The following is a 24420-nucleotide window of genomic DNA, read 5'->3' on the forward strand; positions in this document are numbered from 1 at the left end:
AGGTTCCACTCGCCTGGCGTCAGCCCTGCAGGGCGTCCTTCAGGCCGTCGAGCACGATGGTTGCCGCCGTCGGGCCTGCGTTGAGGTACCACGGGTCGTCGTCGACTCGAACGATGTGGTTCTCGGTGGCCGCGCTCATTCCGGTCCACAGCGGATTGGTGGTGTACGACGCGGCGCTCGAATCGGCTTCGGCATCCTGGCTGGAGACGAACACCCAATCGGCGTTCGCGAGCTGGATCTCCTCCTCGCTGAAGTCCTGCGAGGTCTTGTCGAACTGCTGGCTTTCCGGTCGGGCCAGTCCGGTGTCCCAGGCGATGTATCCCGCGAACGACGGGATGCCGAACACGCGTGCCCGATCGGCGGTGAAGCGGACGAAGGAGACCGTGGGTGTGCCGCCGCCGGCAACCGAATCACCCAGTGCCGCAGCGTCGGACGTGAAGGTGTCGACGAAGGTCTGTGCCTGCTCGGTACGGCCCAACGCGTCGGCGAGAAGCAGGAAGTCCTGCTTCCAGTTCACTCCGGTGCCCTCGGTCAGTACGGTCGGCGCGATGGTCGACAGCGTCGAGTAGATGTCCTCGGAGCCCGCCTTGTTCGCCAGGATCAGGTCGGGTTCGATGGCGGCGATGGCCTCGATGTCGACTTCCTGCCGGTTGCCGACGTCGACGAACCGGTCCATCCGATCCGCGTACTGCGGGAACGAGAAGCTGATGTAGTCCGGGACCAGTGCGGCTCCGTCGCCGTAGGCGACTCCGGTGGGTACAACGCCCAGAGTGAGGGCCGCGTCGAGCTGGCCGGTGGCGATCACGACGATCTTCTTCGGTTCGGCGGGGATCTCGGTGGAGCCGCCGAAGTGGCCGACCGTGCGGGGGAACACTCCGTCCGCGGCACCCGAACCCATACCGTCGGGGATGCCGGTCGGTCCTGGTGCGTCCGTCACGGCGTCGCCGGTGGTCGCTTCGGTGCTGGTGGAAGGCGTGGCCGTCTGCTCGGCGGTGCCGCCACAGGCAACGGTGGTCAGTGCGGTGACCGCGGCGATCGTGGTGGCCAGCAGTAGACGTTTCACTTCGTTCTCTTTCACAGGGCGGGCGTAGGCAGGTAAGCCTAGCCTGTACCTCGCGAACGAAGTGAGCGGAACTTCGTAGCAGGGGCCGAAGTTCCGCTCACCCGGGGTCAGCGCAGCGCGGCCGCCGCCTGCACCATGTTCGTCAGTGACCGTTCCACCTCGGCCGGCCCGCGGGTCTTGAGTCCGCAGTCGGGATTGACCCAGAGTCGTTCGGCGGGAACGGCTTTCAGTGCCGCGCGCAGAGACTCGGTGATCTCCTCGACACTCGGTACCCGCGGTGAGTGGATGTCGTACACACCGGGGCCGACGCCGAGGTCGAAGCCGACGGAGTTCAGGTCGTCGAGCACCTCCATGTGCGAGCGAGCCGCCTCGATGGACGTCACGTCTGCGTCCAGGGCGACGATCGCGTCGATGATCTCACCGAACTCCGAGTAGCACAGATGCGTGTGAATCTGCGTGTCGTCGGCGACACCGGACGTCGAGATCTTGAACGATCGCACCGCCCATTCCAGATACGCCGCTGTATCTTTCGCACGCAGCGGTAGCAGCTCGCGTAGGGCAGGTTCGTCCACCTGGACGATGCGAATGCCCGCTGCCTCCAGATCGATCGTCTCGTCCCGGATCGCCAGGGCGATCTGGGCCGCGGACTCGGCCAGCGGTCGATCGTCTCGGACGAACGACCACGCCAGAATCGTCACCGGGCCGGTCAGCATTCCCTTGACAGGCTTGTCGGTGAGCGACTGCGCATACTCCGACCACTTCACGGTCATGGGTTCGGGACGCGAGACGTCGCCGTACAGAATCGGCGGCCGAACACACCGAGTTCCGTACGACTGGACCCAGCCGTTGGACGTCGCTGCGAAGCCGCCGAGCTGTTCGGCGAAGTACTGCACCATGTCGTTTCGCTCGGGCTCACCGTGCACCAGCACGTCGAGTCCGATCTTCTCCTGCAGTGCAACGACATCGGCAATCTCGGACTGCATTCGGGATGCGTATTCGGCGTCGTCGATCTCACCTGTGCGCAGGGCTGCCCGAGCGAGTCGTATCTGCGTGGTCTGCGGATACGAACCGATGGTGGTCGTCGGCAACGACGGCAGGTCCAGCCGCTCGGCCTGTGCTCGACGACGCTCCTCGGCCGGGGTTCGGTCGACGGAGACACCCGCCTCCATGCGTTCTCGGATGACCGAGTCGTGCAGGCGCGGATCGGTGCGACTGCTCTCGAGCGCGGTGCGGGCCCGCTCGAGCTCGGATGAGACCGATTCGGTCCCGTCTCGAAGCGCCCGGGCGAGGAGTGTCACCTCGGCAACCTTCTCGGCGCCGAACGCCAACCACGACCGGAGCGGATCGACGATGTCGGTCTCTCCGTCGAGGGTGTACGGAACATGCAGCAGCGAGCACGAACTCGACACTGCCAGGCTCTTCGCGCTGCCCAGCAGGCTCGCCGACGTTGCAAGTGCCCGGTCGAGATCCGTCCGCCAGATGTTGCGACCGTCGATGATGCCCGCGACGATGTGCTTGCCCGCCAGCGCAGGTACCACGGCAACCTGCTCGACGGTGCCCGGCACCGTCAGGTCGATCGAGAATCCCTCCACTCCGGTCGATGCGAGCACGGGTAGCGCAGCGCCGAGGTCACCGAAGTACGACGCCAGCAATATGGCAGGCCTCGTCGACACTGCACTCAGAAAGTCGTAGGCCTTCTTCGCGGCGTCGATCTCGCTCCGAGTGCGATCGGCCACGAGCGCAGGTTCGTCGATCTGGACCCACTCGGCCCCGGCATGGGCGAGTGTCGTCAGCAGCTCGCCGTACAGCGGCAGAATCTCGTCGAGGCGGTCCAGCAGAGGTGCGTTGCCGCCGACTGCCTTGGACAGGAGCAGGAACGTGATCGGTCCGATGATCACCGGTCGCGCCGAAATGCCCAGCGCAACAGCCTGCTTGAGATCGTCCACTACTTTCTCCGAGTGCAGGGAGAAGGTGGTGTCGGGGGAGATCTCCGGGACGAGATAGTGGTAGTTGGTGTCGAACCACTTGGTCATTTCGAGCGGTGCGACGGCGTCGGTCCCGCGTGCTGCCGCGAAATACCGGTCCAGTTCGGTGCCCAGGCCCATCACTCGCGGTGGCAGCGCTCCGAGTAGCACTGCTGTGTCGAGCATGTGGTCGTAGTACGAAAAAGTGTTCACCGGAACGGAATCGAGTCCGGCGGCTGCGAGTTCTCGCCAGGTGCTCTCGCGCAACGTCCGCGCCACGGATTCGAGTCCGACGGCGTCGAGCTTTCCGGCCCAATAGGATTCGACGGCTTTCTTGAGTTCTCGGTTCGGTCCGATACGGGCCGAGCCGAGCACGGTGGCGGTGAATTCGATACTCACGGTTGGTCTCCAGGTGACTGCTGCATCGACGGTGCACCGCCTTCTCGGACGCGCACATCCCGGAGAGCCCCACGAGCAGCCGTACCAGGGTTACGCGCCCATTCCACGAGGCGGTGAACCGCTGCGCACGGCGTGCGCAGCACAGACGGCAGGTATTCGGACTCGCGGGCGCGTGGACGAAGAGCCCACTCCTACTGGCCGTCGCTTCCCGAAGAGGCCTCTTCAGTGCTTGTGGTGACGGCGGTCGTTCCTGCATACCGCTGCGGGACAGTCCCGGATTCTCACCGGGTTCCCTCTCGCGATGCGCCGGAACTGCTGCGCATCGCTTCGACGCCGTGGCGAACTTCGGGGCTCCTCATGGACACCTGGCGAACCGACTGCAGGAACGAGCATAGATGCATCCGCGACGAATCTGCTACGGTGCTTTTCATGCAGCGCACGTATTTCTGGTTTAGCAGGCCGGCCCCGGGTGGGTCAGCCAGCGACGCCATGCGCTGACCCTCCACCCCACGAGCCGGATACAGACCGGCTCGAAGTGCGTGTGGAGCATGAGGAGCCGGCCTGGGAACAGGAACGCCCTCTCATGACACTCTCTCTCGATACCCCACCTCTCGACGATCAGCGGACCATCAGCATCAGTCCGCTGGTTGCCCCGTCGGTGCTGCGCCGCGACCATGCAGTGGACGACGCGATCTCGGCCACCGTCAGAACCGGACGCGCCGGCGTGGTCGACGTGCTGGACGGTCGCGACGATCGACTGATCGTCGTGGTCGGCCCGTGCTCGGTTCACGACACCGACGCTGCACTCGACTACGCCCGACGCCTCGCGGCCAAGGCGTCCGAACTGGGCGATCGACTGCACATCGTCATGCGGGTCTACTTCGAGAAGCCGCGGACGACGCTCGGGTGGAAGGGCTTGATCAACGATCCGCACCTCGACGGCAGCTTCGACATCAATTCGGGCCTGCGCGTGGGACGTCAACTGCTGCTCGACATTTCCGCGCTCGGTCTACCGGTCGGGTGCGAGTTCCTCGACCCGATCACCCCGCAGTACATCGCAGACCTGGTCAGCTACGGCGCAATCGGTGCGCGAACGGCGGCGAGTCAGGTGCACCGCCAGCTGTGCAGTGCGTTGTCGATGCCGGTGGGGATCAAGAACTCCACCGAGGGCGACATCCAGGTCGCGGTCGACGGCACCCGCGCTGCCGCCGCGAGCCACGTCTTCCCCGGCACCGATCTCGACGGTCAGGCGGCTCTGATCCGTACCGTCGGAAACCCGGATTGCCACGTCATTCTGCGCGGCGGCGTCGACGGTCCGAACTACGACGCCGAATCGGTCGCCGATACCGTTGCGCGACTGCGAAAGTCGGGCCTACCGGAGAGAGTCGTCATCGACGCCAGCCACGGCAACAGCCGCAAGGACCACAACAAGCAGGTCGACGTGGTCACCGACGTGGCAGCGCGGGTCGCGGCAGGCGAACACGGCATCGTCGGTCTGATGCTCGAGAGCTTCCTGGTCGCGGGGCGTCAGGATCTCGAACTCGGCCGCCGTGACGATCTGGTGTACGGGCAGTCGATCACCGATGCCTGCCTCGACTGGGACACCACGGCAACGCAATTGGACGCACTTGCGGCAGCGGTCGAGGAGCGTCGAAACCCGACCGCGCGTTGACGCGTCGTGTGTCAGCGAACCCCGCGCGGTCGGAACTGCACGCTGATGCGTGGGCCGGTCGCGCGGGTGGACTTGGGTACGGCATGCTCCCAGGTCCGCTGACACGAGCCGCCCATCACCACCAGGTCGCCGTGCCCGAGCGTGAACTTCAGCGAGGTTCCGCCGCCGCGCGGTCGGAGCATGAGTTGTCGTGTGGCGCCGAGCGACACGATCGCCACCATCGTGTCCTCGGTGGCGCTGCGGCCGATGTTGTCGCCGTGCCAGGCGACGCTGTCCGATCCGTCGCGGTAGTAGCACAATCCGGCGGTGGCGAACGATTCACCGAGTTCGGCGCGGTAGTGCTCGTCGAGGGCGTCGCGCGCGTCGTAGAGTGCGGCGTCGGGCCACCGCTCGCGCTCGGCGTAGAACCGAACCAGGCGCGGCACGTCGACCACGCGGTCGTACATCTGCCTGCGCTCGGCCCGCCAGTCGACGGCGTCCACCAGCGAATGGAACAGGTGGGTATCGGCCAACCAGCCCGGGCGAACGTCCACCCACGCCCCGAGTGTCAGTTCGCGACGGGTGACGGACTCGAGCGACCCGACGCCACCGTCGGCGTCACCGAACAACGAGCCCTGCATGGCGAGCGACATGACCGCCACTGTATCGAACGTGTGTTCCCATTTCCAGCGAACGGCGGTAGCGTGCCGTCATGGGATATCGATTTCAGGTCGTCGTCGACAGTGCGAACCCGCATGCGCTGGCGAAATGGTGGGCGCAGACTCTGGGCTGGCAGGTCGAACCCAGCAACGAGGACTTCATCCGTGAGATGGTCGCTGCCGGCCATGCCCGCGAAGAGGACACGATCACGTTCGAGGGCGTTCTGGTGTGGCAGGCGGGCGCGGCGATCGTCGATCCCGAGTCACCCGGCAGCCCACGGGTGCTGTTCCAGTCGGTGGCCGAGCCGAAATCGGTGAAGAATCGGTTGCACCTCGACATCCGCGTCGGCGACGAGCGTGAATCGGTGGTCACGCAACTGGAAGCACGGGGTGCGTCGGTGTTGCATCGAGGACATCAGGGCCCCAGTGTCTGGATCACGATGACCGATCCCGAGGGCAACGAGTTCTGCGTCAGCTGAGACGGTATGCGCCGGGGGTCTGACCGGTCCAACGCTTGAAGGCTCGGCGGAACGCGCTGGGCTCGGAGAAGCCCAACCGGGCAGAGATGTCGTCGACGCTGTCTCCGCGGCTGAGCCCGGAGATCGCTGCGTCGCGCAGCACCTCTTCGCGCAGTTGGTTGATGGAGGTGCCCTCCTGCCGAAGGATTCGTCGCAGGTGCGGTGGGCTGATGTTCAGCATTGCCGCGATCTCGTCGGTTCCCGGTGCGCCACCTTTGAATCCCGTTTCCAGGGCGCGGCGAACCTGGCTCGACGCAGTGCTGTCGTAATCCCGGGACGAGAACAGCAGATTGGGCGACTCCGCGAGATACTCCGCCAGACTCGCCTCGGTCTGCACGATCGGTGCCCGCATCACCGCGCTGTCGAATTCCAGTGTGGCGAGCTCGGTTCCGAACTCCACGTGGGTTCCGAAGATGGCGTCGTACATCTTTCCCGCCTCGGGTCCCGGCAGCGCGTAGGGCAGTTGCACCGACAGAAGCTTGACCCGGCTGCCGATGAGCCACGCTGCGAATCGGTGCAACAGAATCAACAGGAAGTCGGTCAGCAGTCGCTCGGCGAGTTGGTTGCCTTCCGGGCTCAGATGGGTGGTGGGGGTGACGTGCACGGTCAAGACCGTGGATTCTTCGGTTCGATCGATCGTCATGGGGCGCACCGGTATCAGTACCCGCATGGTCTCGGACATTCGAATCAGTGCAGCCCACAGGTTCTCGGTGTGTATGAGTGTCTGGCACACCACGCGAAAGCTCCCGCGGCGCACCGGTACTGCGGCGAGACCGAACAGTTCGTCGCCGGTCATCGTCCAGACGGCCTGGGTGAACGCGGTGACCTGCCGAGTGGTCAGACGCTCCGTCGGATTGTCGAGGATGGTGGCTCCGATGCCGGCCATCGACAGTGGGTAGGTCAGGTCCACTCCGCTCTTCGTCGCGAGGTCGACGGCCTGCCTCACGAAGTACGCCGGGATCGTCGGTTGCGGAGTCACAACTTCCGTAGCCTCTCGGCCGCGTCGGCGAGTACCTCGTCCTGTTTGCAGAAAGCGAAGCGCACCAACGATTTCCAGGGAGCTGGCTCGTCCACGAACGCCGTGACCGGAACGGCGGCGACGCCCACCAGATCCGGTAGGGCACGGCAGAACTCGTAGGCGTCACCGCGCCCGATCGGTGCGATGTCGGCACAGACGAAATACGTTCCCGCGCTGTACTTCACATCCGATCCCGCGGCGGCGAGAGCGTCCGAGAGCGTGTCTCGTTTGCGTTGCAGGCCGTCGCGCATCGCCGATATCCACGCCTGCTCGTGCTCCAGTGCGTAGGCCACGGCCGGCTGGAACGGAGTGCCGCCCACGAAGCTCATGAACTGTTTGGCGGCGCGGACGGCGTCGATCAATCGGGAAGGGCCGAGCGCCCAGCCCGTCTTCCATCCGGTGGCATTGAAGGTCTTCGCGGCACTCGACACGGTGACGGTGCGCTCGAACATTCCGGGCAGTGTCGCGATCGGGGTGTGCACGCGGCCGTCGAAGACGAGGTGCTCGTAGACCTCGTCGGTGAGGACCAACAGATCGTGTGCCACCGCGATGTCGGCGATGCGGATCATGGTGTCGCGGTCGAAGACCGTGCCGGTGGGGTTGTGCGGGGAATTGACGATCAGCATGCGTGTTCGGGGCCCGACGGCGCGTTCGAGGGCGTCGGTGTCGACGGTCCACCCGTTGCCGTCGGCGACGAGCGACACGGCGGTCCTGGTGGCACCGGCCAGAGCGATGGCGGCCGCGTAGGAGTCGTAGAACGGCTCGATCAACAGGACGTCGTCGCCTGGCTCGATCAGACCGAGGAGGGACGCCGAGATCGCCTCGGTGGCACCGACGGTAACGAGTATCTGAGAATCGGGGTCGTAGCTCTGACCGAATCTGGCCGCCCTGTCGTCGGCGATGGCAGCGCGCAGCACCGGCATGCCGGGGCCGGGGGAGTACTGGTTGAGGCCGCTGGCGATGGCCTCACGCGCGGCCTCGAGCATGGCCGGTGGGCCGTCGGTGTCGGGGAAGCCCTGCCCGAGGTTGACGGCATTCTTCTCGACGGCGAGAGCGGTCATCTCGGCGAAGATCGTCGATGCGAACGGGCGCAACCGTGCCACTGTGCGCGAGGGGAACAACTCGGACATTCCTGCAGCGTAGTTCACAGACCGGAACCGGTCCTTCGCCCTGCGTCTGTACTGTGCCTGTCATGCGATTCGGATTGTTCGTGCCACAGGGGTGGCGTCTCGATCTCGTCGGTATCGACCCTGCCCGGCACTGGAGTGCGATGCGCGATCACGCGCTCGCCGCCGAGGCCGGTCCGTGGGAATCTCTGTGGGTCTACGACCACTTCCACACCGTTCCGACCGCGACCGACGAGGCGACGCACGAGGCCTGGTCGCTGATGTCCGCCTTGGCCGCATCCACGTCACGCATCAGGCTGGGACAGATGTGCACGGCGATGGCGTACCGCAACCCGGCCTACCTCGCCAAAGTTGCTGCCACCGTCGACATCATCTCCGGCGGCCGCGTCGAGATGGGCATCGGAGGCGGCTGGCACGAGCACGAGTTCCGCGCCTACGGCTACGGGTTCCCCTCTGCCGGAGAACGATTGGGCAGGCTCGACGAGGGTGTGCAGATCTTCAAGCAGGCATGGACGGCCGGAGAGGTGTTCCTCGACGGCAAGTACTACGAGATCGACGGTGCCGTGGTGCGACCCCTACCGTTGCAGGAGGGAGGCATTCCGCTGTGGATCGCGGGCGGCGGCGAGAAGGTGACTCTGAAGATCGCCGCGAAGTACGCGAACTACACCAACTTCGACGGAACCCCCACCGGATTCGCCACGAAATCTGCTCTGCTGCGCGAGCATTGCGCGACCGTGGGTACCGATTTCGATGCCATCGTCCGTTCGGCGAACTACAACGTCGCCATCGGCGCGACCGAGGCCGAGGTGGAAGACAGACTGCGCGCCCTCGAAGCTCGCCTGACCGAGTACGTGGGCGCCGAGAAGGCGCACAGCGCACTCGATGCGTACCGCGGCATGCCCGCAGTGGGAACTCCTGAGCAGATCGTCGAAAACCTGACGGCGCTGCAGGACCAAGGGATGACGTACGGCATCTTCTATTTCCCCGAAGCGGCCTACGACCGCTCCGGCATCGAACTCTTCGAGCGGGAAGTGATCGCCGCACTGGCTTAGGTCGTTGCTGCAGGCTCTAGCGCAGGTCGTCGGGAAGATCCGCAGGATCGATGAGCAACTGTTGGTTCTTGGCCGTGCGGACCTTCTCCGACAGGCCGATGTTGGCGTGCAGCAACGCCCACTCACCCTCGGTGATCTCCTCGACGGCGCGTGTGATGACTGCCGGATCGGTGGTTCCCCATGCGATGGGCATCGCCGAGGCCAACTGCCACGTTCGACCGCCGGTGTTTCGGCCACGGTCCGCGAGAACCGACACCGCGGGCACCTGTGCGCCCCGCTCGACGGCGTGTCCGGGAAGCGACCGCACGACGCGGGTGATCAACACGAAGTGCGGCTCGTCGACCTCCGGCTTCGCGATATCGACCAGGGCCAGCAGTATTGCTCCACTCGGTAGCTTCTCGGTCACCACCGCCGGCACCAGATCGCCTGCAGCATATTGCGATTCGATGGAACCCATCTTTCGGGGCGCCCACAGCATCACCCAGAGCGAGGTGGCCGCGCCGATCAGGAACACCACGCCGAGGATGTACGACCACGGGGCCGCGATCCAGATGAACCACGCTCCCAGCGCGATCAGGAACACCGCGGTGAGCGCTGCGGATGCCCGCAACCGGCGAAGCTCGGTGAACGTCTCGTTGACCGACTTCGCGTGGGCTACGTCTACAGGGAACTCGAACTTGCGCACACAGGTATTCCTAGCACGGCACCGAGCCGACCCGAAGTCTCAGATCGCCGGACCGAGCAGATCGTCCGCGTCGGTGATGCGGTAGGCGTAGCCCTGTTCGGCGAGGAAACGCTGACGGTGGGCTGCGTACTCGGCATCGAGGGTGTCGCGGGAGACCACCGAGTAGAAGTGTGCCTGACCGCCGTCGTGTTTCGGTCGGAGCAGTCGGCCGAGGCGCTGAGCCTCTTCCTGCCTGGAGCCGAACGTTCCCGAAACCTGCACCGCCACGGAGGCTTCCGGAAGGTCGATCGAGAAGTTCGCGACCTTGCTCACCACGAGCGTCTGGATCTCGCCCTTGCGGAACGCGTCGAACAGCACTTCACGTTCCTTGTTCTTGGTCGAGCCCTGAATGACCGGAGCGTTCAGCGCTTCACCGAGCTCGTTCAGCTGGTCGAGGTACGCACCGATGACCAACGTCGGAGCGTCCTGGTGTTTGGCGAGGATCGATTTCACGACGGCGATCTTCGTGTGCGCCGTCGAACACAGCTTGTAGCGCTCCTCGGGCTCGGCGACCGCGTACGACATGCGCTCGGCATCGGTGAGGGTGACGCGAACCTCGATGCACTCGGCCGGTGCGATCCAGCCCTGCGCCTCGATGTCCTTCCACGGCGCGTCGTAGCGCTTGGGCCCGATCAGCGAGAAGACGTCGCCCTCGCGGCCGTCCTCGCGGACGAGCGTCGCGGTGAGGCCGAGGCGTCGACGCGACTGCAGATCGGCCGTCATACGGAACACCGGCGCGGGGAGTAGATGCACCTCGTCGTAGATCACCAATCCCCAGTCGCGGGAATCGAAGAGCTCGAGGTGCTTGTACTCACCCTTGGTACGACGCGTGATCACCTGATACGTGGCAATTGTCACAGGGCGAATCTCTTTGCGCTCTCCCGAATACTCGCCGATCTCCTCCTCGGTGAGCGAGGTGCGTGCGATGAGTTCGCGTTTCCACTGCCGACCGGCGACGGTGTTGGTGACCAGAATCAGCGTGGTCGCCTTGGCTCTGGCCATCGCTGCTGCGCCGACCATCGTCTTGCCCGCGCCACAGGGCAGTACGACGACGCCCGAGCCGCCGGCCCAGAACGAATCGGCCGCCATCTCCTGGTAGTCGCGCAGCGTCCAGTTGCCGCCCTCGGTGTCGAGCTCGATGGGGTGGGCTTCTCCGTCGACGTAGCCGGCGAGGTCCTCGGCAGGCCAGCCGATCTTGAGCAACATCTGCTTCACGTGGCCGCGTTCGCTCGGATGCACGATCACCGTGTCCTCGTCGACCATCGCGCCGAGCATGGGCGCAATCTTCTTGTGGCGCATCACCTCTGTGAGCACTGCGCGGTCGAGGCTGATCAGGACCAGACCGTGTATCGGGCTCTTGACCAACTGCAACCGGCCGTAGCGCGCCATGGTGTCGACGATGTCGACCAGCAACGGTTGCGGTACCGCGTAACGCGAGAAGTTCACCAGCGCGTCGACCACCTGCTCGGCGTCGTGGCCTGCGGCACGTGCGTTCCACAGTGCCAGCGGGGTGATGCGATAGGTGTGCACGTGCTCGGGGGCACGTTCGAGCTCCGCGAACGGTGCGATGGCCGCCCGCGCTGCACCCGCGAGTTCGTGATCGACCTCGAGCAACAGCGTTTTGTCGGACTGGACGATCAGCGGGCCGTCGGTCACGGGTTCCTCCTAGAGACATCTGCTGCGCCCGAAAGAGCGCAACTTCTCCATTGTCCACAGGTAGGGGCGTGCGTGCACGTGAGCCCGGTCTACTCGACCAACGCGACCGAGGTGATCCGGTGCAGCGTGAAGCGCCGAACCCCACCGGTGGCGGGGTCGAACGCGTCGAGTTGGCCGCCGCCGATGCTGATCGGATCGACGATGCGATGGGTCGCCACGCCCTGGGCATCGACGTAGCCGATGCTCACGCTCCGTTTGACCTTCGCCGCGGTCTGCAGCAGCGTCATCGTCGCGGTGCTGCTGGCCCGAGATCCGTCGGCCCGCACCACTGCGCCGCCGTTGCCTGCTGCTCTGTCGGCAGCGCGCATCCCGCGCACCAACGAACCCAGCTGTTCCTCGGTGGGGACGGCCGGAGTGCGGAACGCCTGGCGTGGCCGCCTCGCCGATACCCGCGACCCGCGGGATCGCAGATCGACGATGGTGCCGGACGAGTCCTCGCCCGCAGGCGCAAACCCGGCTCCGGCCAGGACCGTGAGCACCTCGGCGAGCGGGGCCTGGGAGATCGCGACGGTCGGAGCCAGCGCTCTCAGGGCCAGCGATTCGGCCGCCGGGGACGCCATCACCTCGGCCAGCAATGCCGGATCCTCGCATCGAACGAACGACGCGGCGACGCCTGCTCGTAGCCGGCCGTGCCGACGAGCCACGTCGTCGATCAGATAGGTCAAGGCCTGGGGCACCGGCGTGCGCGAGTGGGTGGCGAACAACGTGTGCAGCTCGGAGGCGCTCAGTCCCACATCGAGAGCGCGGCGCAGGCTGGTGTCGCTGATCCGGTACATCGTGGCTGCGCCCGCGGATTCCACATCGGCGACCAGTTCGATTCGATCCTGCAGGTCCGGCTCGAGCGGGCCGGGTGCCACCAGCGTGAGATCGGCTTGCACCAGGACGTAGTCGATGGGCTCGGGCAGGGCCGCACGCATGTCGGCCTCGGCATTGCCGTCGTGCAGCAGGGAGCGGCCCGGGGTCGAGATCGCCCCACGGGCGACGATGCCGAGAGCCGTTGCCTCGGCGAGGACATGTCCGACGGGCGTGACGCCGAAGCGCCCCGACCACCGGGGTCGACGCCACGCCAGGGTGCGGGCGAGGTCGGCGGGCTGCGCTGCGTGCCCACTGCCGAGTTCGGCGAGCAATTCCAGGATCATGCGTCGATCCCGCGGTGCGGCAGGAGAGCGGACTTCCTCGGACAGGGCGGCGATGGGCTTGTCGTTGGGGTCACGCATCCCGATGACCCACGGTGCCCGCGGCACTTCGAGCCAAGCGGAGGCGAGGGTGTGCCAGCGGGCCGCCGGGGCTGCGGTGAGCCATGCGTCGACGGCAGGGGTCGGCGCCCAGTAGTCGTCGCCGTTGTCGGACGCAGGAACCGGGTCCGGTGTTCCGCTCGAGATGAGATGGGCGGCCGACAGCAACTCGACGAGGACACTCACTCGGTCGTCGTCGAGGCCGGTTGCCTTGCTGATCTTGCGGAGCTCGCGCACTCCGAGGCCGCCGGCCTTGAGAGCGGGTGCAGGAGAAGCGGACAGTGCCTCGATCACTGCGACGCAGTGCCGACCCAGCTCGAGTGCCTCTCCTGCGGCAGCGGCGTCGACATCGGCGAGCGAATACGTGCCGGTGGCGAGCTTGGGTTCGGCGAGCGAGCGTGGGTCCGACATCGGTTCGCCGCGCAGGATCTGCCCGACCTGGACGGGAAGCTCGACGGTTTGCTCGTCCAACCAGATCAGCAGGCCTGCGGCGAGCAGCTTCTGGACGGGTCGATCCGGCGGCGTGCCCGGTGCGGCGTCGCGGGTACGGCCGGTCGGGGACGATCTGGCGAGGGTCTCGAGAAGACTGCGTTCGCCGTCACCGAGTTCGGCGAGGGCCGCGGTGATGTGTGATTCGGTGAGGTTGTCCACCGGGTCGAGAGCGCGGCCGATGCGCCACGGCACCGCGTCCGCCGCTGTGGCGCCGATCCGGAAACCGGCTGCGTCGCCCCACACCAGCAGGCGTTCGCGCAGCTGGGCCAGTGCCTTGTCCACGCTCTTGGCCGGTGCGCGTTTGGCGACCACGGCCAGCAGCGCGGCGCGGGTGACGGGCCGCTCGTACGCCTCTTCGATGGCGAGGATCTCGAGCACCGTCAGGGCCAGGGTGTCGAGGGTGTCGGCGGTGTGCAGGATCGACCGGCGCTGCTCGGCCCGACCGGCCAGCACGGCCAGGGATGCGGGCGGCGGCGCGGTCAGATCCGGACGCAGCGACATGGCCCTGATCAGCTCGGCGTCGCTGCGAGCTGCGATCCACTGAGGCAGATCCGGGGGCGTGTCGGTGTGTCGGTGCGCAGTCGTGTCGGTCATCGTCTATCAGATTAGAGACCTGGGCTGGTGCTTGCCGCAGGGCAGGTGTCAAAATAGGCGCATGGTGAACAAGTCGAAGAAGCCCTATGTCGATCCAGGCTGGCCGGAAACCGCTCGCGGTGACCACGCGGTGACCGAACTCTCGTCCGCTCGCTCGGGTGGCTTGTCACCCTTCGGCGAAGACACGGAGTTCCCGCTGCCCGTCGAAGACCTCCCCTATGCCCATCCGGTGACCGTGGTCAATCGCTAGCTGCGGCACTCGAGCACGAAAAAGCCCCCGACATCCGTCGGGGGCTTTTTTCGTACGAGCTGAACCGTCGCGGGCGCTTACTGAGGCAGGAATGCCTTGTTGGCCTGGTAGAAGTTCACGATCTGCGGATCGAGCTGGATGCCCTGGGCCGCGTTCTGCACGAACGAGGCGATCTGCGGATCGTTGGTGATGTTCTGGACGGCGGTGACGATGCCCTCGACGACCTCGGCCGAGTTGTCGACTGCCGGGATGGACGTCAGGTCGGGCAGTGCGGGAACTTCCGGTGCCTTGGGGGTGACCGGAACGCTGCGCTCGGTGGGCGCGCTGCTCAGTCCGAGGCTCGAGGAGCAGGACGGCCATGCGCCCCAGCCCTGCGAGTCGAGGACCTTCTCTGCGACTGCGATCTGCTCTTCGCGGCTGGCCTGGTTGGCCGTGGCCGCGTACTGCTGGCCGCCGTGTGCGTTCCAGGTGCTGGGGGAGAACTGCAACCCGCCCTGGAATCCGTTGCCGGTGTTGATGCCCCAGTTGCCGCCGGCTTCACACTGTGCCAGTCGGTCCCAGTCGGAATCCGGTGCCGCGTTGGCGGTGCCGGTGAAGGCGATGCTTGCGGTGCCCATGATGGCTCCGGTGACAGCGACCTTTGCGACGGTCTTGCCAGTGGTGCTCGGCTTGCGATGACGTCCGCTCATACGAGTTGAAATCCTCTCCACACGCGCCTGCGAGGTCAGCTGTCGGGTTCGGGCTGAGAGGTAGCCCGGCCTTTTCGCTCACTCCTGCGAGTGGGCAATTGGGCTTCACCCCAAGGGAAGTCGGTGCGACTTCGTGAGTCGCTACAACTTCCCGGTTGTCCGTGGAGGACGTGGGTCCCCCGTCCTCGTCCCCTGGGTGATCGTCGAGGGTGTTCCGGTTCCCGCGGGACGAGGTTTGGCGCTGCGGGTCGGAATTCGGCCGAACTTTCCGGCCGCTGCTGACCGTACTGAAATTCCCGCCTTACGTCACTATTTGGTAACTGTCGATTTCGAGGTGTCGTCGAGAGCGCATTTCGTACCCCTTTCGGGTCTCTCGAGTCGGCCCAGCTAGTGGACGTGCCGGGCATTGAACCCCTGTCCGTTGCCTACCCGTTACCGGAGCGTGATGTGATGGAAGTCACATCGACCGGAAGCGGTTCGGAAGGTCACCGAACGGCAACGATGTCCTTGCCGAGGGGCATCAGGGATACGGGAATCATCTTCAGGTTCGCGATCGCCAACGGGATGCCGATGATGGTGATCGCCATCGCGACGGCGGTGACCACATGAGTCAGCGCCAACCACCACCCGGCGAGGATCAACCAGAGCACGTTCCCGACGAGCGCGCCGGACCCGGATCCCGGCTTGTCCACGATCGTCGACCCGAACGGCCACAGCGCGTAGACGCCGATGCGGAACGACGCGATGCCGAACGGAATGGTCACGATCAGGATGCACAGCAGCAGTCCGGCGAGGAAGTAGCCCAGCGCCAGCCACAGGCCGCCGAACACCAGCCAGATGACGTTCAGTATCAACCGCATGGTCAGCGCGCCCTTCGTCCGGATGCCAGCGCGTACACCAGGGCCAACACGAAGCCGGTCGGCGCGGAGAACATGGCCGTCAGGTACAGCCCCAGTGGTGGCTTGGCGTCGGAGAAGATCGGAAACATGAGGATCGCGACGATGGCGACGAGGCCGATCGCGAACAGGGCCAGCGCGATGCGCAGCAGAGTGGTGCTGCTCTTACGGGTCGTTGTGTCCACGTACACCACGGTAGTGCGAAACGGGGCACTGTGAAGAGCGCGGTGCAGGGAACAACTCGAATGCTCTATCCGGGATCACCGCGCTAGACTGACGTATTCGCGTCCTACGTTCTCGTGGGGCGCGAAACTCGTGCGGGCCGAACATCGGTCCCACGAACAACGCAACTTTCTACAGCAACAGATGAACGGGTGAGCTCAGTGCCGACCGGCAAGGTGAAGTGGTACGACGTCGACAAGGGATTCGGATTCCTCTCGCAGGAGGAAGGCGAGGACGTCTACGTGCGTTCCTCGGCGCTGCCCGAGGGCGTCGAGGGCCTCAAAGCCGGTCAGCGAGTCGAGTTCGGTATGGCCGCGGGACGTCGCGGACCGCAGGCGCTGAGCCTGAAGGTGCTCGAGCCGGCACCGTCGGTGCGTCAGAACACCGGCAGCCCCCGCCGCGAACCCGTCGAGCGCAAGCACACCCCCGACGAGCTGCACGGGATGGTCGAGGACATGATCACGTTGCTCGAAGCGACCGTGCAGCCCGAGCTCCGCAAGGGCAAGTACCCGGACCGCAAGATCGCTCAGCGCATCTCCGAGGTGGTCCGGGCCGTCGCCCGCGAGCTCGACAGCTGATCTCGGGACCGACTACGGGCGCGTGCCGATCGACCAGATGGCGTGGCTGACGAAGCCCTCCTGATTTGTGTCGGTGTCGATGATGCCGGTGGGCAGACGAATTTCGATTCCGAGCAGGGTTCGGTCGCTGTCGTCCGTGGTGGGCACCGTGACACTGAGCCTGGTTCCGGGTTCGTTGAACGCACTGTCCTCGACGACATTTCCGCTGTCGTCGCCGTAGACCAGGGCGAGTACCCACGGTGCCGAGTAGACGGCCTCGGGGAGCGAGAGCTGCACCGCAGGGGCCTTGCCGACCTGAATCTCGGTGGTCTCTCCGACATTGGTGCACAGCGGGTCGCTGACGGCGCAGTACAGGTACGGCTCCACGTCGACGGCCCGGCCGTTGGCGTATGCGGAGACGACCGGTTCCTTCTCCGGCGCGTTCCCGATCAGCAGGGCGAGCACCGCGACGAACGCGACGGCGACGACGAGCAGACCCGCTGCGGTCAGGGCGGCGATCTTCTTGGTGCGGGGAGCGAGATTCACTTGGTCACGTTTTCGCCGAAGGAACCGTCGGACACTTCTTGTTCGACGTGGTCGGGGCGGTTGCCGCCGAAGCCGGGCAGAAGTGATCTGCCGCGGTAGGTGAGGAATGTCTGCACGAGCCCGATCGTAAGCAACACCGAGACCACGGTGAAACCGAGCCAGTACTCGGTGGGGAGCAGCACGCCGAGCGTGCCGCCCAGGACCCAGCACAGCTGCATGACGGTTTCCGATCGGCCGAATCCCGACGCGATCGACTCCGGCGGCAGGTCGGCCTGCAGGGATGCGTCGAGGGAGACCTTGGCGAGTGCGCTGGCGCTCGACGCAACGAGCGCGGCCACCGCTGCGGTGAGCAAGCTGTCGGTGACCGCGGCGACGACGGCCACCACCGTGACGGCGAGCGTGCACCGAAGAACCACAAGGGATGGCCGGCCGAGCTTGATCCTGGCACCGAGCGCGTTGCCCGAGAAGTTGCCGAGACCGGCGGCGGCTCCGACGAGTCCGAGCATCGCGGCCTGCTGAAGCGGCTCGTGTTCGGTACGGGATTTGGCGACGAACGCGATGTAGAGCGTCAGGAAGCCGGTGAGAATCCGGATGGTGCCGTTACCCCACAGACCGACGATGACGGCCCGGCCCAGGGGCTGTCTGCGGTTCTTGGTGCTGCTCGACGTCGGCGGGGACGAGGTCGTGCGGCGGAGGTTCTCGGTCGGAGCACCGCTTCCGGCGTAATCGTGTCCACCGTGCTGCTCTGCGTGGTAGCTCAGGGTTGCGGGCACCTCGCCCTCGGTGATCTCCACCCAGGACGGGATGCGCATGCTCAGGTAGGCCCCGAGCACGGTGATCGCCGCGACGAACCACAGGGCTCCCGGCGAGCCTGCGACGAACGCGATGCCGCCTGCGACGGCACCGGCCGCGATGGTGCCGCCGAGCAGTCCGAACACCGTCAGACGGGAGTTGACGCGAACGAGGTCTATCTCCGGTGGCAGTACTCGCGGCGTCACCGCGCTCTTGAGCACCGCAAAGGACTTGCTGAGGACGAGCATGCCGAGCGCGGCCGGATACAGCACCCAGCTGTCGAAGTTGAACACCAGCACCACCGCCAGCACGGTGCGCAGCCCGAAGGACGTGGCGAGCGCGATGCGTCGGCCCTGCTGCAATCGGTCGAGCAGCGGTCCGATGAGCGGCGCGATCAACGCGAACGGCGCGATGGTGATGACGAGATACAGCGCGACCTTGGTCTTGTCTTCACCGGTGGCCGCGGAGAAGAAGAGAGTGTTGGCCAAAGCGATCGCCAGCGCTGCATCCGATGCGAAGTTGGCCATGGTCGCGTAGGTCAGTGCAGTGAGACCGGACTTGTCGGCACCGTCGGCCTTCGCGGCTCGCTGGAACGACGCGATTCCCTTACCGGTCAGTTCGCGTCCGCGCATGGCTGCGACGCGGGTGACGGTCAGCTTCTTGGGCATCGGCGGTGGCTTGCGTGCACCGGCTTTGCCGCGCACCGCAGTGATCTGCTCGGTACGCGGCGGGTGCAACGGCGGCAGCGGCTGACGTCGACTCGGAACATGGGTGGGCGTGAGAGGAACAGCGGGCGGGTAGTTCGCCAGACCGGGGTGCTCGAGGGGGTCAGGAGCGGAGCCTGCGGAGTGACCGGGTCGGTCAGGAGCACCGTTCTGCTCGGGGGCGTGAGCGGAGCCTGCGGAGTGATCCTGTTCTGAATCGTCCGCACCCGGTGGGGTGTGGGGGAGACGTGGATCGGTCACGGTGTCAATTCTGTCCTACCGGAGCGGTATCGGTGAATCGCACCTCGAAGATCGTGGGCCAGTATTTGCCGGTGACGAGGAATCGGTCGGTGCCGGGAATCTGCGCGATGCCGTTGAACACGTCGGCACCGCCTCGTTGAGAGGCCGACATCGAATTCCACAGGGGGGTGCCGTCGATGACGGCCGTCACCGCGCCGGTCTCGGGGTCGATGCGCATGATGTCGAACGTCTGCCACACGTTGGCGTACACCGATCCGTCGTCGGCGCATTCGAGTTCGTTGAGCCGCTCCACTGGATTGCCGTCGAGAGTGACGTTCACGGTGCCCTGGGCGTCGAACGACGTGGGGTCGCGGAAGGTGAGGGTGGACGAACCGTCGCTCATCACGAGGCGGTCGGCCGATGCCTGCGTGCACAGCCCCCAGCCTTCGCCGTCGTAGTTCACTCGACGTTGCTCGGCGAGGGTGTCTCGGTCGCGGGCGATCGCGACGCCGTCCTGCCAGGTGATCTGCCACAGGGTGTCGCCGTCGACGGTGATGCCTTCGCCGAACAGGTCGGACGGCAGGTCGACGCGGTCGAGTTCGGTCATCGTGTCGAGCGATGTCCGCCTGACGAACGACGATCCTTCCAGTCCGGTGCCCTCGTAGAGCACGTCGCCGTCGATCTCGAAGCCCTGGGTGAAGGCGTCCTTGCCGCGGTCGTATTCGCGCACGACCTCGGTGGTCAGTGTCGGAACCGAGTCCGACGTCACCGGGGTCGGCTGCGTCGTCGACGAGCAGGCAGTGACTGCCAGTACCGAGGTGAGGGCGGCGGCGAAGGTGCGGGCGCGGGCGGTCATTGCACCCATGATGGCAGCCCGAACTGGGCGTCACCGAGTCGATGCGGCAAACTGAATGTGTGAGTTTCGTATCTTCTCCAGAGCTCGATTCCATCCGCCCCGTCTTGGCCGATGCCGCGGACCTCGCGCGGCAGGCTCTGCTCGACCTGGGAGAGGGCGGTATCGGCGAGTACCTCGGGGTCACCGCCGAAGACGCCAGTGCGGCCACTCACCGGTTCGCCAGCGATCTCGAGGGGTATCGCGGATGGCAGTGGGCCGTTGTGGTCGCCGCCCCGGAGGACGCGGATCACGCCACGGTCAGCGAGCTGGTTCTGCTGCCGGGACCCGATGCCCTCGTGGCTCCGTCCTGGGTGCCCTGGGACGAGCGCATCCGTCCCGGTGATCTGGGCCCCGGTGATCTACTGTCTCCGCGCCAGGACGATCCCCGGCTCGTACCCGGGTACGTCGAATCCGGAGACCCTGCCGTCGACGAGGTGGCGGGCGAGATCGGTCTCGGCCGAACCAAGGTCATCAGCCTCGAAGGACGCCTCGACGCCGCCCAGCGTTGGCACGACGGCGACTTCGGTCCCGATACCGAGATGGCCAAGGCCGCGCCGTCGACCTGCGGGCTGTGTGGCTTCTACCTCCCCATCGCCGGCTCGCTGTCCGCCGCTTTCGGTGTGTGCGGCAACGAGTTCGCGGCCGACGGACACGTGGTGCATGCCGAGTACGGCTGCGGAGCGCACTCCGACACCGAACTCCCCACCGGAGCCGGATCGCCGCAATTCGAGCCGTACGACGACGCTGCACTCGACGTCATCGCCTCGCCGGTCGCTCCGGTCGAGCCTGCTGCTGTCACCGAGACAAGCGACACCGCCGAGAACACCGACACCGCCGAGACGACGGAAGAGGCTTCGGCTGCCCCGGAAGAGTCGGCTGCCTCCGAAGAGTCGGCGGCCGCCGAGGTCGTGGCGGCCGACCACGCCGAACCCGTCGCCGATGATGCGTCGAGCACCACCGATGTTGCTGCGCAGGAAGAAGCTTCGGCATCTCCGAGCTGATAGACCCGTTCGACACCGGGTCGTTGCGGGAGTCTATTCTCGCGGCGTGGGGCTCTTCTCCCACCCGGCTTCGGGAGGACTCGGCGTCCGAGTCCGATCTGGTGCGCGGGGGTTACCGCGATCGTCTGCTCACCGAGCTGGCACAGAATGCGGCGGATGCTGCGCAACGCGCCGGCGTCCCGGGCCGGCTGGCCGTGTGGACCGATAGGTTCGGCGCTCTGCATGTCGCCAATTCCGGTGCGGCGCTCGATGTCTCGGGCGTACATGCCCTCACCGCGCTGCGGGCTTCGGCCAAGGGGGCGACGGATCCTGGCGTCGGACAATTCGGGGTCGGGTTCACCGCCGTGCGATCGGTGTCCGACGAGATCGAGGTGCGCTCGCGCAACGGTGGCGTGGCGTTCAGCGCACGGCGCACGCTCGAGGCGCTGGACGAGCGAGGATTGCTTTTGCCCGACACCGGCGTGCCGGTGCTGCGGCTCGCATGGCCGGTCGCAGATTCGCCCGCCGACGGCTTCGACACCGAGATCGTGTTGACATTGCGAGCCGAGGTAGCGGCGGATTCTGTCGCAGCAGGCTTTGTGGACGAGGCCGTCGACCTGCTGCTCGAACTGGACGCGTTGAACTCCATCGAGATCGACGGCGTCGTGATCGACTGCAGCAGAACTGAATTGGACGACCATTCCTCCGAGATCACGATCGGTGCGCGAACCTGGCGGCAGTTCACCACCCCGGCTGCCCGCTGGCTCGCTCCGATTGTCGACGGTCTGCCCGTTCCCGCTCCGCCCGATGTACTGCGCGCTCCGACTCGGTCGGACGAGCTACTGTCGTTGCCCGCGTTGGTCATTGCCGATGTGCCGATGCAACCCGATCGGCGACGCGTGTTACCGGGTGTCTCGTTCGACGCGGTAGCGCACGGGTACGGGGACTTCGTGGCCTCGCTGCCTGCCGCATCCAGGGTGTCGTTCGTGCCCGAGGTCGGATTCGCTCGCAGTGAGGTCGACGGCGCACTGCGTGAACTCGTGTTTCGTCGATTGTCCTGCGCGCCATGGCTTCCCGGTGCGGACGGACGCGACCTCGTGCCCGAGCGAGCGAACGTCGTCGCGGATACCTCCGAGGAACTCGTCTCGGCGCTGGTCGATGTCGTACCGAATCCGGTCGACGCATCACTGTCGGGTGCGCGGTATGCCTCGGCGCTCGCGGCAGTGGGTGTGCACCGCATCGGGTTGGCGAGGCTGGCGGAAATGGTCGGTGGGCTCGATCGCGAGCCGAGTTGGTGGCGGCGACTGTTCGACGCGTTGACCCCACTCGTGGTCGACGGTGTGGCTGCGGAAGAGCTTGCTGCACTGCCTGTTCCGCTCGCAGACGGTCGTACGGTGACCGGCCCGCGGACGACGGTGATCGGCTCCGATTCCTCGGCTGCGGTCACCTGGGTCCGGCTGGTGCACCCGGATGCGGTGAGTCCGCTGCTGACTCGGCTGGGTGCCCGCGAGGCGACTGCGACCGAGCTGCTCACCGACCCGGCACTCGAGGCGGCTCTGGACGATCTCGACTGGGACGAGAGCGAGGAGGTCGACGGGCTGGTCTCCGCCGTGCTCGCGTTGGCAGGAGAGGCGGGCGAACTACCCGGTTGGCTCGGCGGTCTGCCCCTCGAAGACGACGGGGGCGAATTGCGCAGCGCCGACGAATTGTTGCTTCCCGGAGCGCCGTTGGCAGATCTGCTGATACAGGATTCACCGTTCGGTGTGCTCGCGCCTGCGGTGGTGGACAGGTTCGGTGAGCGGGCGCTGCGAGCAGTGGGCGTCGGGTGGGGATTTTCGGTGGTGCGTGACGAACTGCCGACCGGGCCGGATCATGATCTCGACGACGAGTCGGCGTGGTGGTCGAGTCTGTCCGAGGAGCCGGAGACGCTCCTCGCGGTCCGAGATCTCGACCTCGTTCGATCGGATGCCTGGTCCGAGGCGCTGACCGTGTTGCTCGACGATCCCAGTACCAACGCGGCACTGGTCGATCGTGACGGCTACACCGCGTGGTGGATCGGGCACCATGCGCGACTGCATGATTGGCGTCCGGTCAGTTTTCGAGCGCCGTCCGACGAGACGTTTGCCGGATTGCTCGATCCGCTGGATCATCCGCGTGCCGACGAGCTGCACGCCGTGCTGAGCGCGTCGTTCTGTGACAGCGTCGACACTGCTCGAATTCTGTTGCGAGCGCTGTCGGATCCACAACGGAATCCGACCCCTGCGGTGATCGCGCGAACCCACACACTCATCGCCACCGCTGTGGCGGAGCGGCGTATCGACGTGTCGGACATCGACCCACCGGATCGTGTCCGCACCCTCGGCGGCGCAGTCGTGGACGCGTCGGATGCGTTGGTGATCGATGCCCCGTGGCTGGCGAGCGTCGTACCACCGGAGGTGGCAGTGCTCTCGGACATGGCCACCGCCGCGGTACTGGCCGACGTGCTCGACATCAGGTCGGCGTCGGAGGCGATCAGCGGCGAGGTACTCGGAACCGGGCGGGTCAGCTCCTGGGACCGGGAACCGGGGGCTGTATCGGCCTGTGCGGTCATGGGATTGCCGCTGCCGTCCGGTGGGGTGGTGGTGCATCGCGAACTCGTGGTGCGGCTGTCCGGCGACGTGAGCGGCGAGCGAGCTGTCAGTGGAGATCGAACAGTCCCGTGGTGGGTGACCGCCGACGGAACGGTGCATTGTTCGCAGAGTTGGGAGCGACCTCGTGGGGTTTGACGGTGTGATCCTGGACTGGATGGTGGAGCATCGAGTCGGGTGGGTCACGACGATGTTCTGGATCATCACCACGGTGGGAAACACGGTATCGATGTTTCTGCTGTCCGCGGTGGTCGTCGTGGCGTTGCTTCGCGTCGGACGCAGATCGGATGCCGTGGTGGTCGCGGGAGCGATGCTCACCGGGTGGGGGCTGATGAATGCGCTCAAGTTTGCGTTCGCGCGGGAGCGGCCACCGATTCCGGAGCGGCTGGTGGATATTGCGAGCCATTCGTTTCCGTCCGGCCACGCGATGATGTCGATGGTGCTTGCCACGGTGGCGATCGCTGTGATGCTGCGATCGTCCACGCCGTGGCTGCATCGGCCGGTACTGCTCGTGTTACCTGTGGTCGCGTCCCTGCTGATCGGATTCTCTCGGATCTACCTGGGTGCGCACTGGACCACGGACGTGCTGGCCGGCTGGGTGTTCGGTGCCCTGTGGGGGCTGGGGTGGATCTATGCCGTCAGGCTGATCAGCGAGAGAAGTCCGAGCGCTGGGCGATGACGAGCAGCTCGTCGCGCATGGCCGGGCTGGAGACAGCGTTGGCGCGTGCGTAGAGGGCGCGGAGCGAGCGGACGTGGTTACGGCGATTGCGGTACTGAGAGACGAGCTTCATGGCCTGGCTTTCGTGGATC

The 24420-nt window shown here is 66.1% G+C and carries 23 protein-coding genes and 2 riboswitches; of the genes, 8 read left to right on the forward strand and 15 right to left on the reverse strand.

Annotated elements, in window-relative coordinates; all coding sequences use genetic code 11:
- Positions 1-19 precede the first annotated feature (19 nt).
- Positions 20-1063, reverse strand: coding sequence for an ABC transporter substrate-binding protein (locus CH271_RS06345; RefSeq protein WP_094633031.1), 1044 nt, complete (start codon positions 1061-1063; stop codon positions 20-22).
- 107 nt (positions 1064-1170) lie between these two features.
- Positions 1171-3426: a 5-methyltetrahydropteroyltriglutamate--homocysteine S-methyltransferase gene (gene metE, locus CH271_RS06350; protein WP_094633032.1), complete on the reverse strand. Its 2256-nt coding sequence runs from the start codon at positions 3424-3426 to the stop codon at positions 1171-1173.
- A 130-nt stretch (positions 3427-3556) separates the two neighbouring features.
- Positions 3557-3752: riboswitch (cobalamin riboswitch) on the reverse strand.
- A gap of 257 nt (positions 3753-4009) precedes the next feature.
- Between metE and CH271_RS06355 the strand changes: the two genes are divergently transcribed.
- Positions 4010-5098 carry a 3-deoxy-7-phosphoheptulonate synthase gene (locus tag CH271_RS06355; RefSeq protein WP_094633199.1) on the forward strand — a complete coding sequence of 363 codons (1089 nt, stop codon included), beginning with the start codon at positions 4010-4012 and terminating at the stop codon, positions 5096-5098.
- Between the two features lie 11 nt (positions 5099-5109).
- On the opposite strand, the gene CH271_RS06360 is transcribed toward CH271_RS06355, so the two are convergent.
- A complete protein-coding gene (locus tag CH271_RS06360; RefSeq protein WP_094633200.1) occupies positions 5110-5730 on the reverse strand; it encodes an alpha-ketoglutarate-dependent dioxygenase AlkB in 621 nt (206 codons plus the stop codon).
- Between the two features lie 59 nt (positions 5731-5789).
- Here CH271_RS06360 and CH271_RS06365 point away from each other — a divergent pair, with 59 nt between their 5' ends.
- Complete coding sequence (locus CH271_RS06365; RefSeq protein WP_037187439.1) at positions 5790-6215, forward strand: VOC family protein; 426 nt, start codon at positions 5790-5792, stop codon at positions 6213-6215.
- Here the strand turns inward: CH271_RS06365 and CH271_RS06370 are convergent.
- Together CH271_RS06370 and CH271_RS06375 are read right to left on the reverse strand one after the other, a co-directional pair.
- Positions 6208-7233, reverse strand: coding sequence for an AraC family transcriptional regulator (locus CH271_RS06370; protein WP_037187437.1), 1026 nt, complete (start codon positions 7231-7233; stop codon positions 6208-6210). The genes CH271_RS06365 and CH271_RS06370 overlap by 8 nt on opposite strands.
- Positions 7230-8402 (reverse strand): pyridoxal phosphate-dependent aminotransferase, encoded by a 1173-nt coding sequence (locus CH271_RS06375; protein ID WP_094633201.1) that lies wholly within the window; start codon positions 8400-8402, stop codon positions 7230-7232. Before CH271_RS06375 ends, CH271_RS06370 begins: the two co-directional genes overlap by 4 nt.
- Before the next feature lie 62 nt (positions 8403-8464).
- Between CH271_RS06375 and CH271_RS06380 the strand changes: the two genes are divergently transcribed.
- Complete coding sequence (locus tag CH271_RS06380; protein WP_094633033.1) at positions 8465-9451, forward strand: LLM class F420-dependent oxidoreductase; 987 nt, start codon at positions 8465-8467, stop codon at positions 9449-9451.
- A gap of 16 nt (positions 9452-9467) precedes the next feature.
- On the opposite strand, the gene CH271_RS06385 is transcribed toward CH271_RS06380, so the two are convergent.
- The 3 genes from CH271_RS06385 to CH271_RS06395 form a co-directional block, all read right to left on the reverse strand.
- Positions 9468-10136, reverse strand: coding sequence for a DUF3239 domain-containing protein (locus CH271_RS06385; RefSeq protein WP_094633034.1), 669 nt, complete (start codon positions 10134-10136; stop codon positions 9468-9470).
- Positions 10137-10175: 39 nt separating this feature from the next.
- Positions 10176-11831 (reverse strand): DNA repair helicase XPB, encoded by a 1656-nt coding sequence (locus CH271_RS06390; protein WP_037187427.1) that lies wholly within the window; start codon positions 11829-11831, stop codon positions 10176-10178.
- Between the two features lie 89 nt (positions 11832-11920).
- The gene (locus CH271_RS06395) at positions 11921-14212 is read right to left on the reverse strand and encodes a helicase-associated domain-containing protein (protein WP_094633035.1); all 2292 of its coding nucleotides are present in this window, start codon (positions 14210-14212) and stop codon (positions 11921-11923) included.
- A 61-nt stretch (positions 14213-14273) separates the two neighbouring features.
- Here CH271_RS06395 and CH271_RS06400 point away from each other — a divergent pair, with 61 nt between their 5' ends.
- Positions 14274-14462: a hypothetical protein gene (locus CH271_RS06400; protein WP_008719333.1), complete on the forward strand. Its 189-nt coding sequence runs from the start codon at positions 14274-14276 to the stop codon at positions 14460-14462.
- A 77-nt stretch (positions 14463-14539) separates the two neighbouring features.
- Here the strand turns inward: CH271_RS06400 and CH271_RS06405 are convergent, their stop codons facing one another.
- The 3 genes from CH271_RS06405 to CH271_RS06415 form a co-directional block, all read right to left on the reverse strand.
- Positions 14540-15151: a transglycosylase family protein gene (locus CH271_RS06405; protein WP_037187423.1), complete on the reverse strand. Its 612-nt coding sequence runs from the start codon at positions 15149-15151 to the stop codon at positions 14540-14542.
- A gap of 8 nt (positions 15152-15159) precedes the next feature.
- Positions 15160-15360, reverse strand: a riboswitch (cyclic di-AMP (ydaO/yuaA leader).
- 276 nt (positions 15361-15636) lie between these two features.
- Positions 15637-16011 (reverse strand): YccF domain-containing protein, encoded by a 375-nt coding sequence (locus CH271_RS06410; protein WP_037187421.1) that lies wholly within the window; start codon positions 16009-16011, stop codon positions 15637-15639.
- A 2-nt stretch (positions 16012-16013) separates the two neighbouring features.
- A complete protein-coding gene (locus CH271_RS06415; protein ID WP_094633202.1) occupies positions 16014-16232 on the reverse strand; it encodes a hypothetical protein in 219 nt (72 codons plus the stop codon).
- Between the two features lie 198 nt (positions 16233-16430).
- Between CH271_RS06415 and CH271_RS06420 the strand changes: the two genes are divergently transcribed.
- Positions 16431-16847, forward strand: coding sequence for a cold-shock protein (locus tag CH271_RS06420; protein WP_170945744.1), 417 nt, complete (start codon positions 16431-16433; stop codon positions 16845-16847).
- A gap of 12 nt (positions 16848-16859) precedes the next feature.
- Here CH271_RS06420 and CH271_RS06425 read toward each other — a convergent pair whose 3' ends face one another.
- The 3 genes from CH271_RS06425 to CH271_RS06435 are packed head-to-tail and all read right to left on the reverse strand — an operon-like array spanning position 16860 to position 19964.
- A complete protein-coding gene (locus CH271_RS06425; protein ID WP_094633036.1) occupies positions 16860-17372 on the reverse strand; it encodes a DUF2771 domain-containing protein in 513 nt (170 codons plus the stop codon).
- Positions 17369-19129 carry an MFS transporter gene (locus CH271_RS06430; RefSeq protein WP_179274802.1) on the reverse strand — a complete coding sequence of 587 codons (1761 nt, stop codon included), beginning with the start codon at positions 19127-19129 and terminating at the stop codon, positions 17369-17371. The genes CH271_RS06425 and CH271_RS06430 overlap by 4 nt, the downstream gene beginning before the upstream one ends.
- Before the next feature lie 4 nt (positions 19130-19133).
- Positions 19134-19964, reverse strand: coding sequence for a glutaminyl-peptide cyclotransferase (locus CH271_RS06435; protein WP_373453599.1), 831 nt, complete (start codon positions 19962-19964; stop codon positions 19134-19136).
- Positions 19965-20023: 59 nt separating this feature from the next.
- Between CH271_RS06435 and CH271_RS06440 the strand changes: the two genes are divergently transcribed.
- From CH271_RS06440 to CH271_RS06450, 3 genes are read left to right on the forward strand one after another with little or no spacing between them, the layout of a single operon-like run.
- Positions 20024-21004 carry a DUF3027 domain-containing protein gene (locus CH271_RS06440; RefSeq protein ID WP_441347148.1) on the forward strand — a complete coding sequence of 327 codons (981 nt, stop codon included), beginning with the start codon at positions 20024-20026 and terminating at the stop codon, positions 21002-21004.
- 23 nt (positions 21005-21027) lie between these two features.
- Complete coding sequence (locus tag CH271_RS06445) at positions 21028-23748, forward strand: sacsin N-terminal ATP-binding-like domain-containing protein (RefSeq protein WP_256986293.1); 2721 nt, start codon at positions 21028-21030, stop codon at positions 23746-23748.
- A complete protein-coding gene (locus tag CH271_RS06450) occupies positions 23738-24289 on the forward strand; it encodes a phosphatase PAP2 family protein (RefSeq protein WP_179274801.1) in 552 nt (183 codons plus the stop codon). Before CH271_RS06445 ends, CH271_RS06450 begins: the two co-directional genes overlap by 11 nt.
- On the opposite strand, the gene CH271_RS28705 is transcribed toward CH271_RS06450, so the two are convergent.
- Positions 24258-24401 (reverse strand): hypothetical protein, encoded by a 144-nt coding sequence (locus CH271_RS28705; protein ID WP_155289340.1) that lies wholly within the window; start codon positions 24399-24401, stop codon positions 24258-24260. The genes CH271_RS06450 and CH271_RS28705 overlap by 32 nt on opposite strands.
- Positions 24402-24420: the final 19 nt, after the last annotated feature.

It is taken from the genome of Rhodococcus sp. 05-340-2, assembly GCF_002258915.1.
GTDB lineage: Bacteria > Actinomycetota > Actinomycetes > Mycobacteriales > Mycobacteriaceae > Rhodococcoides.

Bases quoted from the DNA above. Each gene is read 5' to 3' on its own strand.
- CH271_RS06355 (WP_094633199.1), top strand. From the start codon at position 4,010: ATGACACTCTCTCTCGATACCCCACCTCTCGACGATCAGCGGACCATC.
- CH271_RS06360 (WP_094633200.1), bottom strand. From the start codon at position 5,730: ATGTCGCTCGCCATGCAGGGCTCGTTGTTCGGTGACGCCGACGGTGGC.
- CH271_RS06365 (WP_037187439.1), top strand. From the start codon at position 5,790: ATGGGATATCGATTTCAGGTCGTCGTCGACAGTGCGAACCCGCATGCG.
- CH271_RS06375 (WP_094633201.1), bottom strand. From the start codon at position 8,402: ATGTCCGAGTTGTTCCCCTCGCGCACAGTGGCACGGTTGCGCCCGTTC.
- CH271_RS06380 (WP_094633033.1), top strand. From the start codon at position 8,465: ATGCGATTCGGATTGTTCGTGCCACAGGGGTGGCGTCTCGATCTCGTC.
- CH271_RS06395 (WP_094633035.1), bottom strand. From the start codon at position 14,212: ATGACCGACACGACTGCGCACCGACACACCGACACGCCCCCGGATCTG.
- CH271_RS06400 (WP_008719333.1), top strand. From the start codon at position 14,274: ATGGTGAACAAGTCGAAGAAGCCCTATGTCGATCCAGGCTGGCCGGAA.
- CH271_RS06405 (WP_037187423.1), bottom strand. From the start codon at position 15,151: ATGAGCGGACGTCATCGCAAGCCGAGCACCACTGGCAAGACCGTCGCA.
- CH271_RS06410 (WP_037187421.1), bottom strand. From the start codon at position 16,011: ATGCGGTTGATACTGAACGTCATCTGGCTGGTGTTCGGCGGCCTGTGG.
- CH271_RS06435 (WP_373453599.1), bottom strand. From the start codon at position 19,964: ATGACCGCCCGCGCCCGCACCTTCGCCGCCGCCCTCACCTCGGTACTG.
- CH271_RS28705 (WP_155289340.1), bottom strand. From the start codon at position 24,401: ATGAAGCTCGTCTCTCAGTACCGCAATCGCCGTAACCACGTCCGCTCG.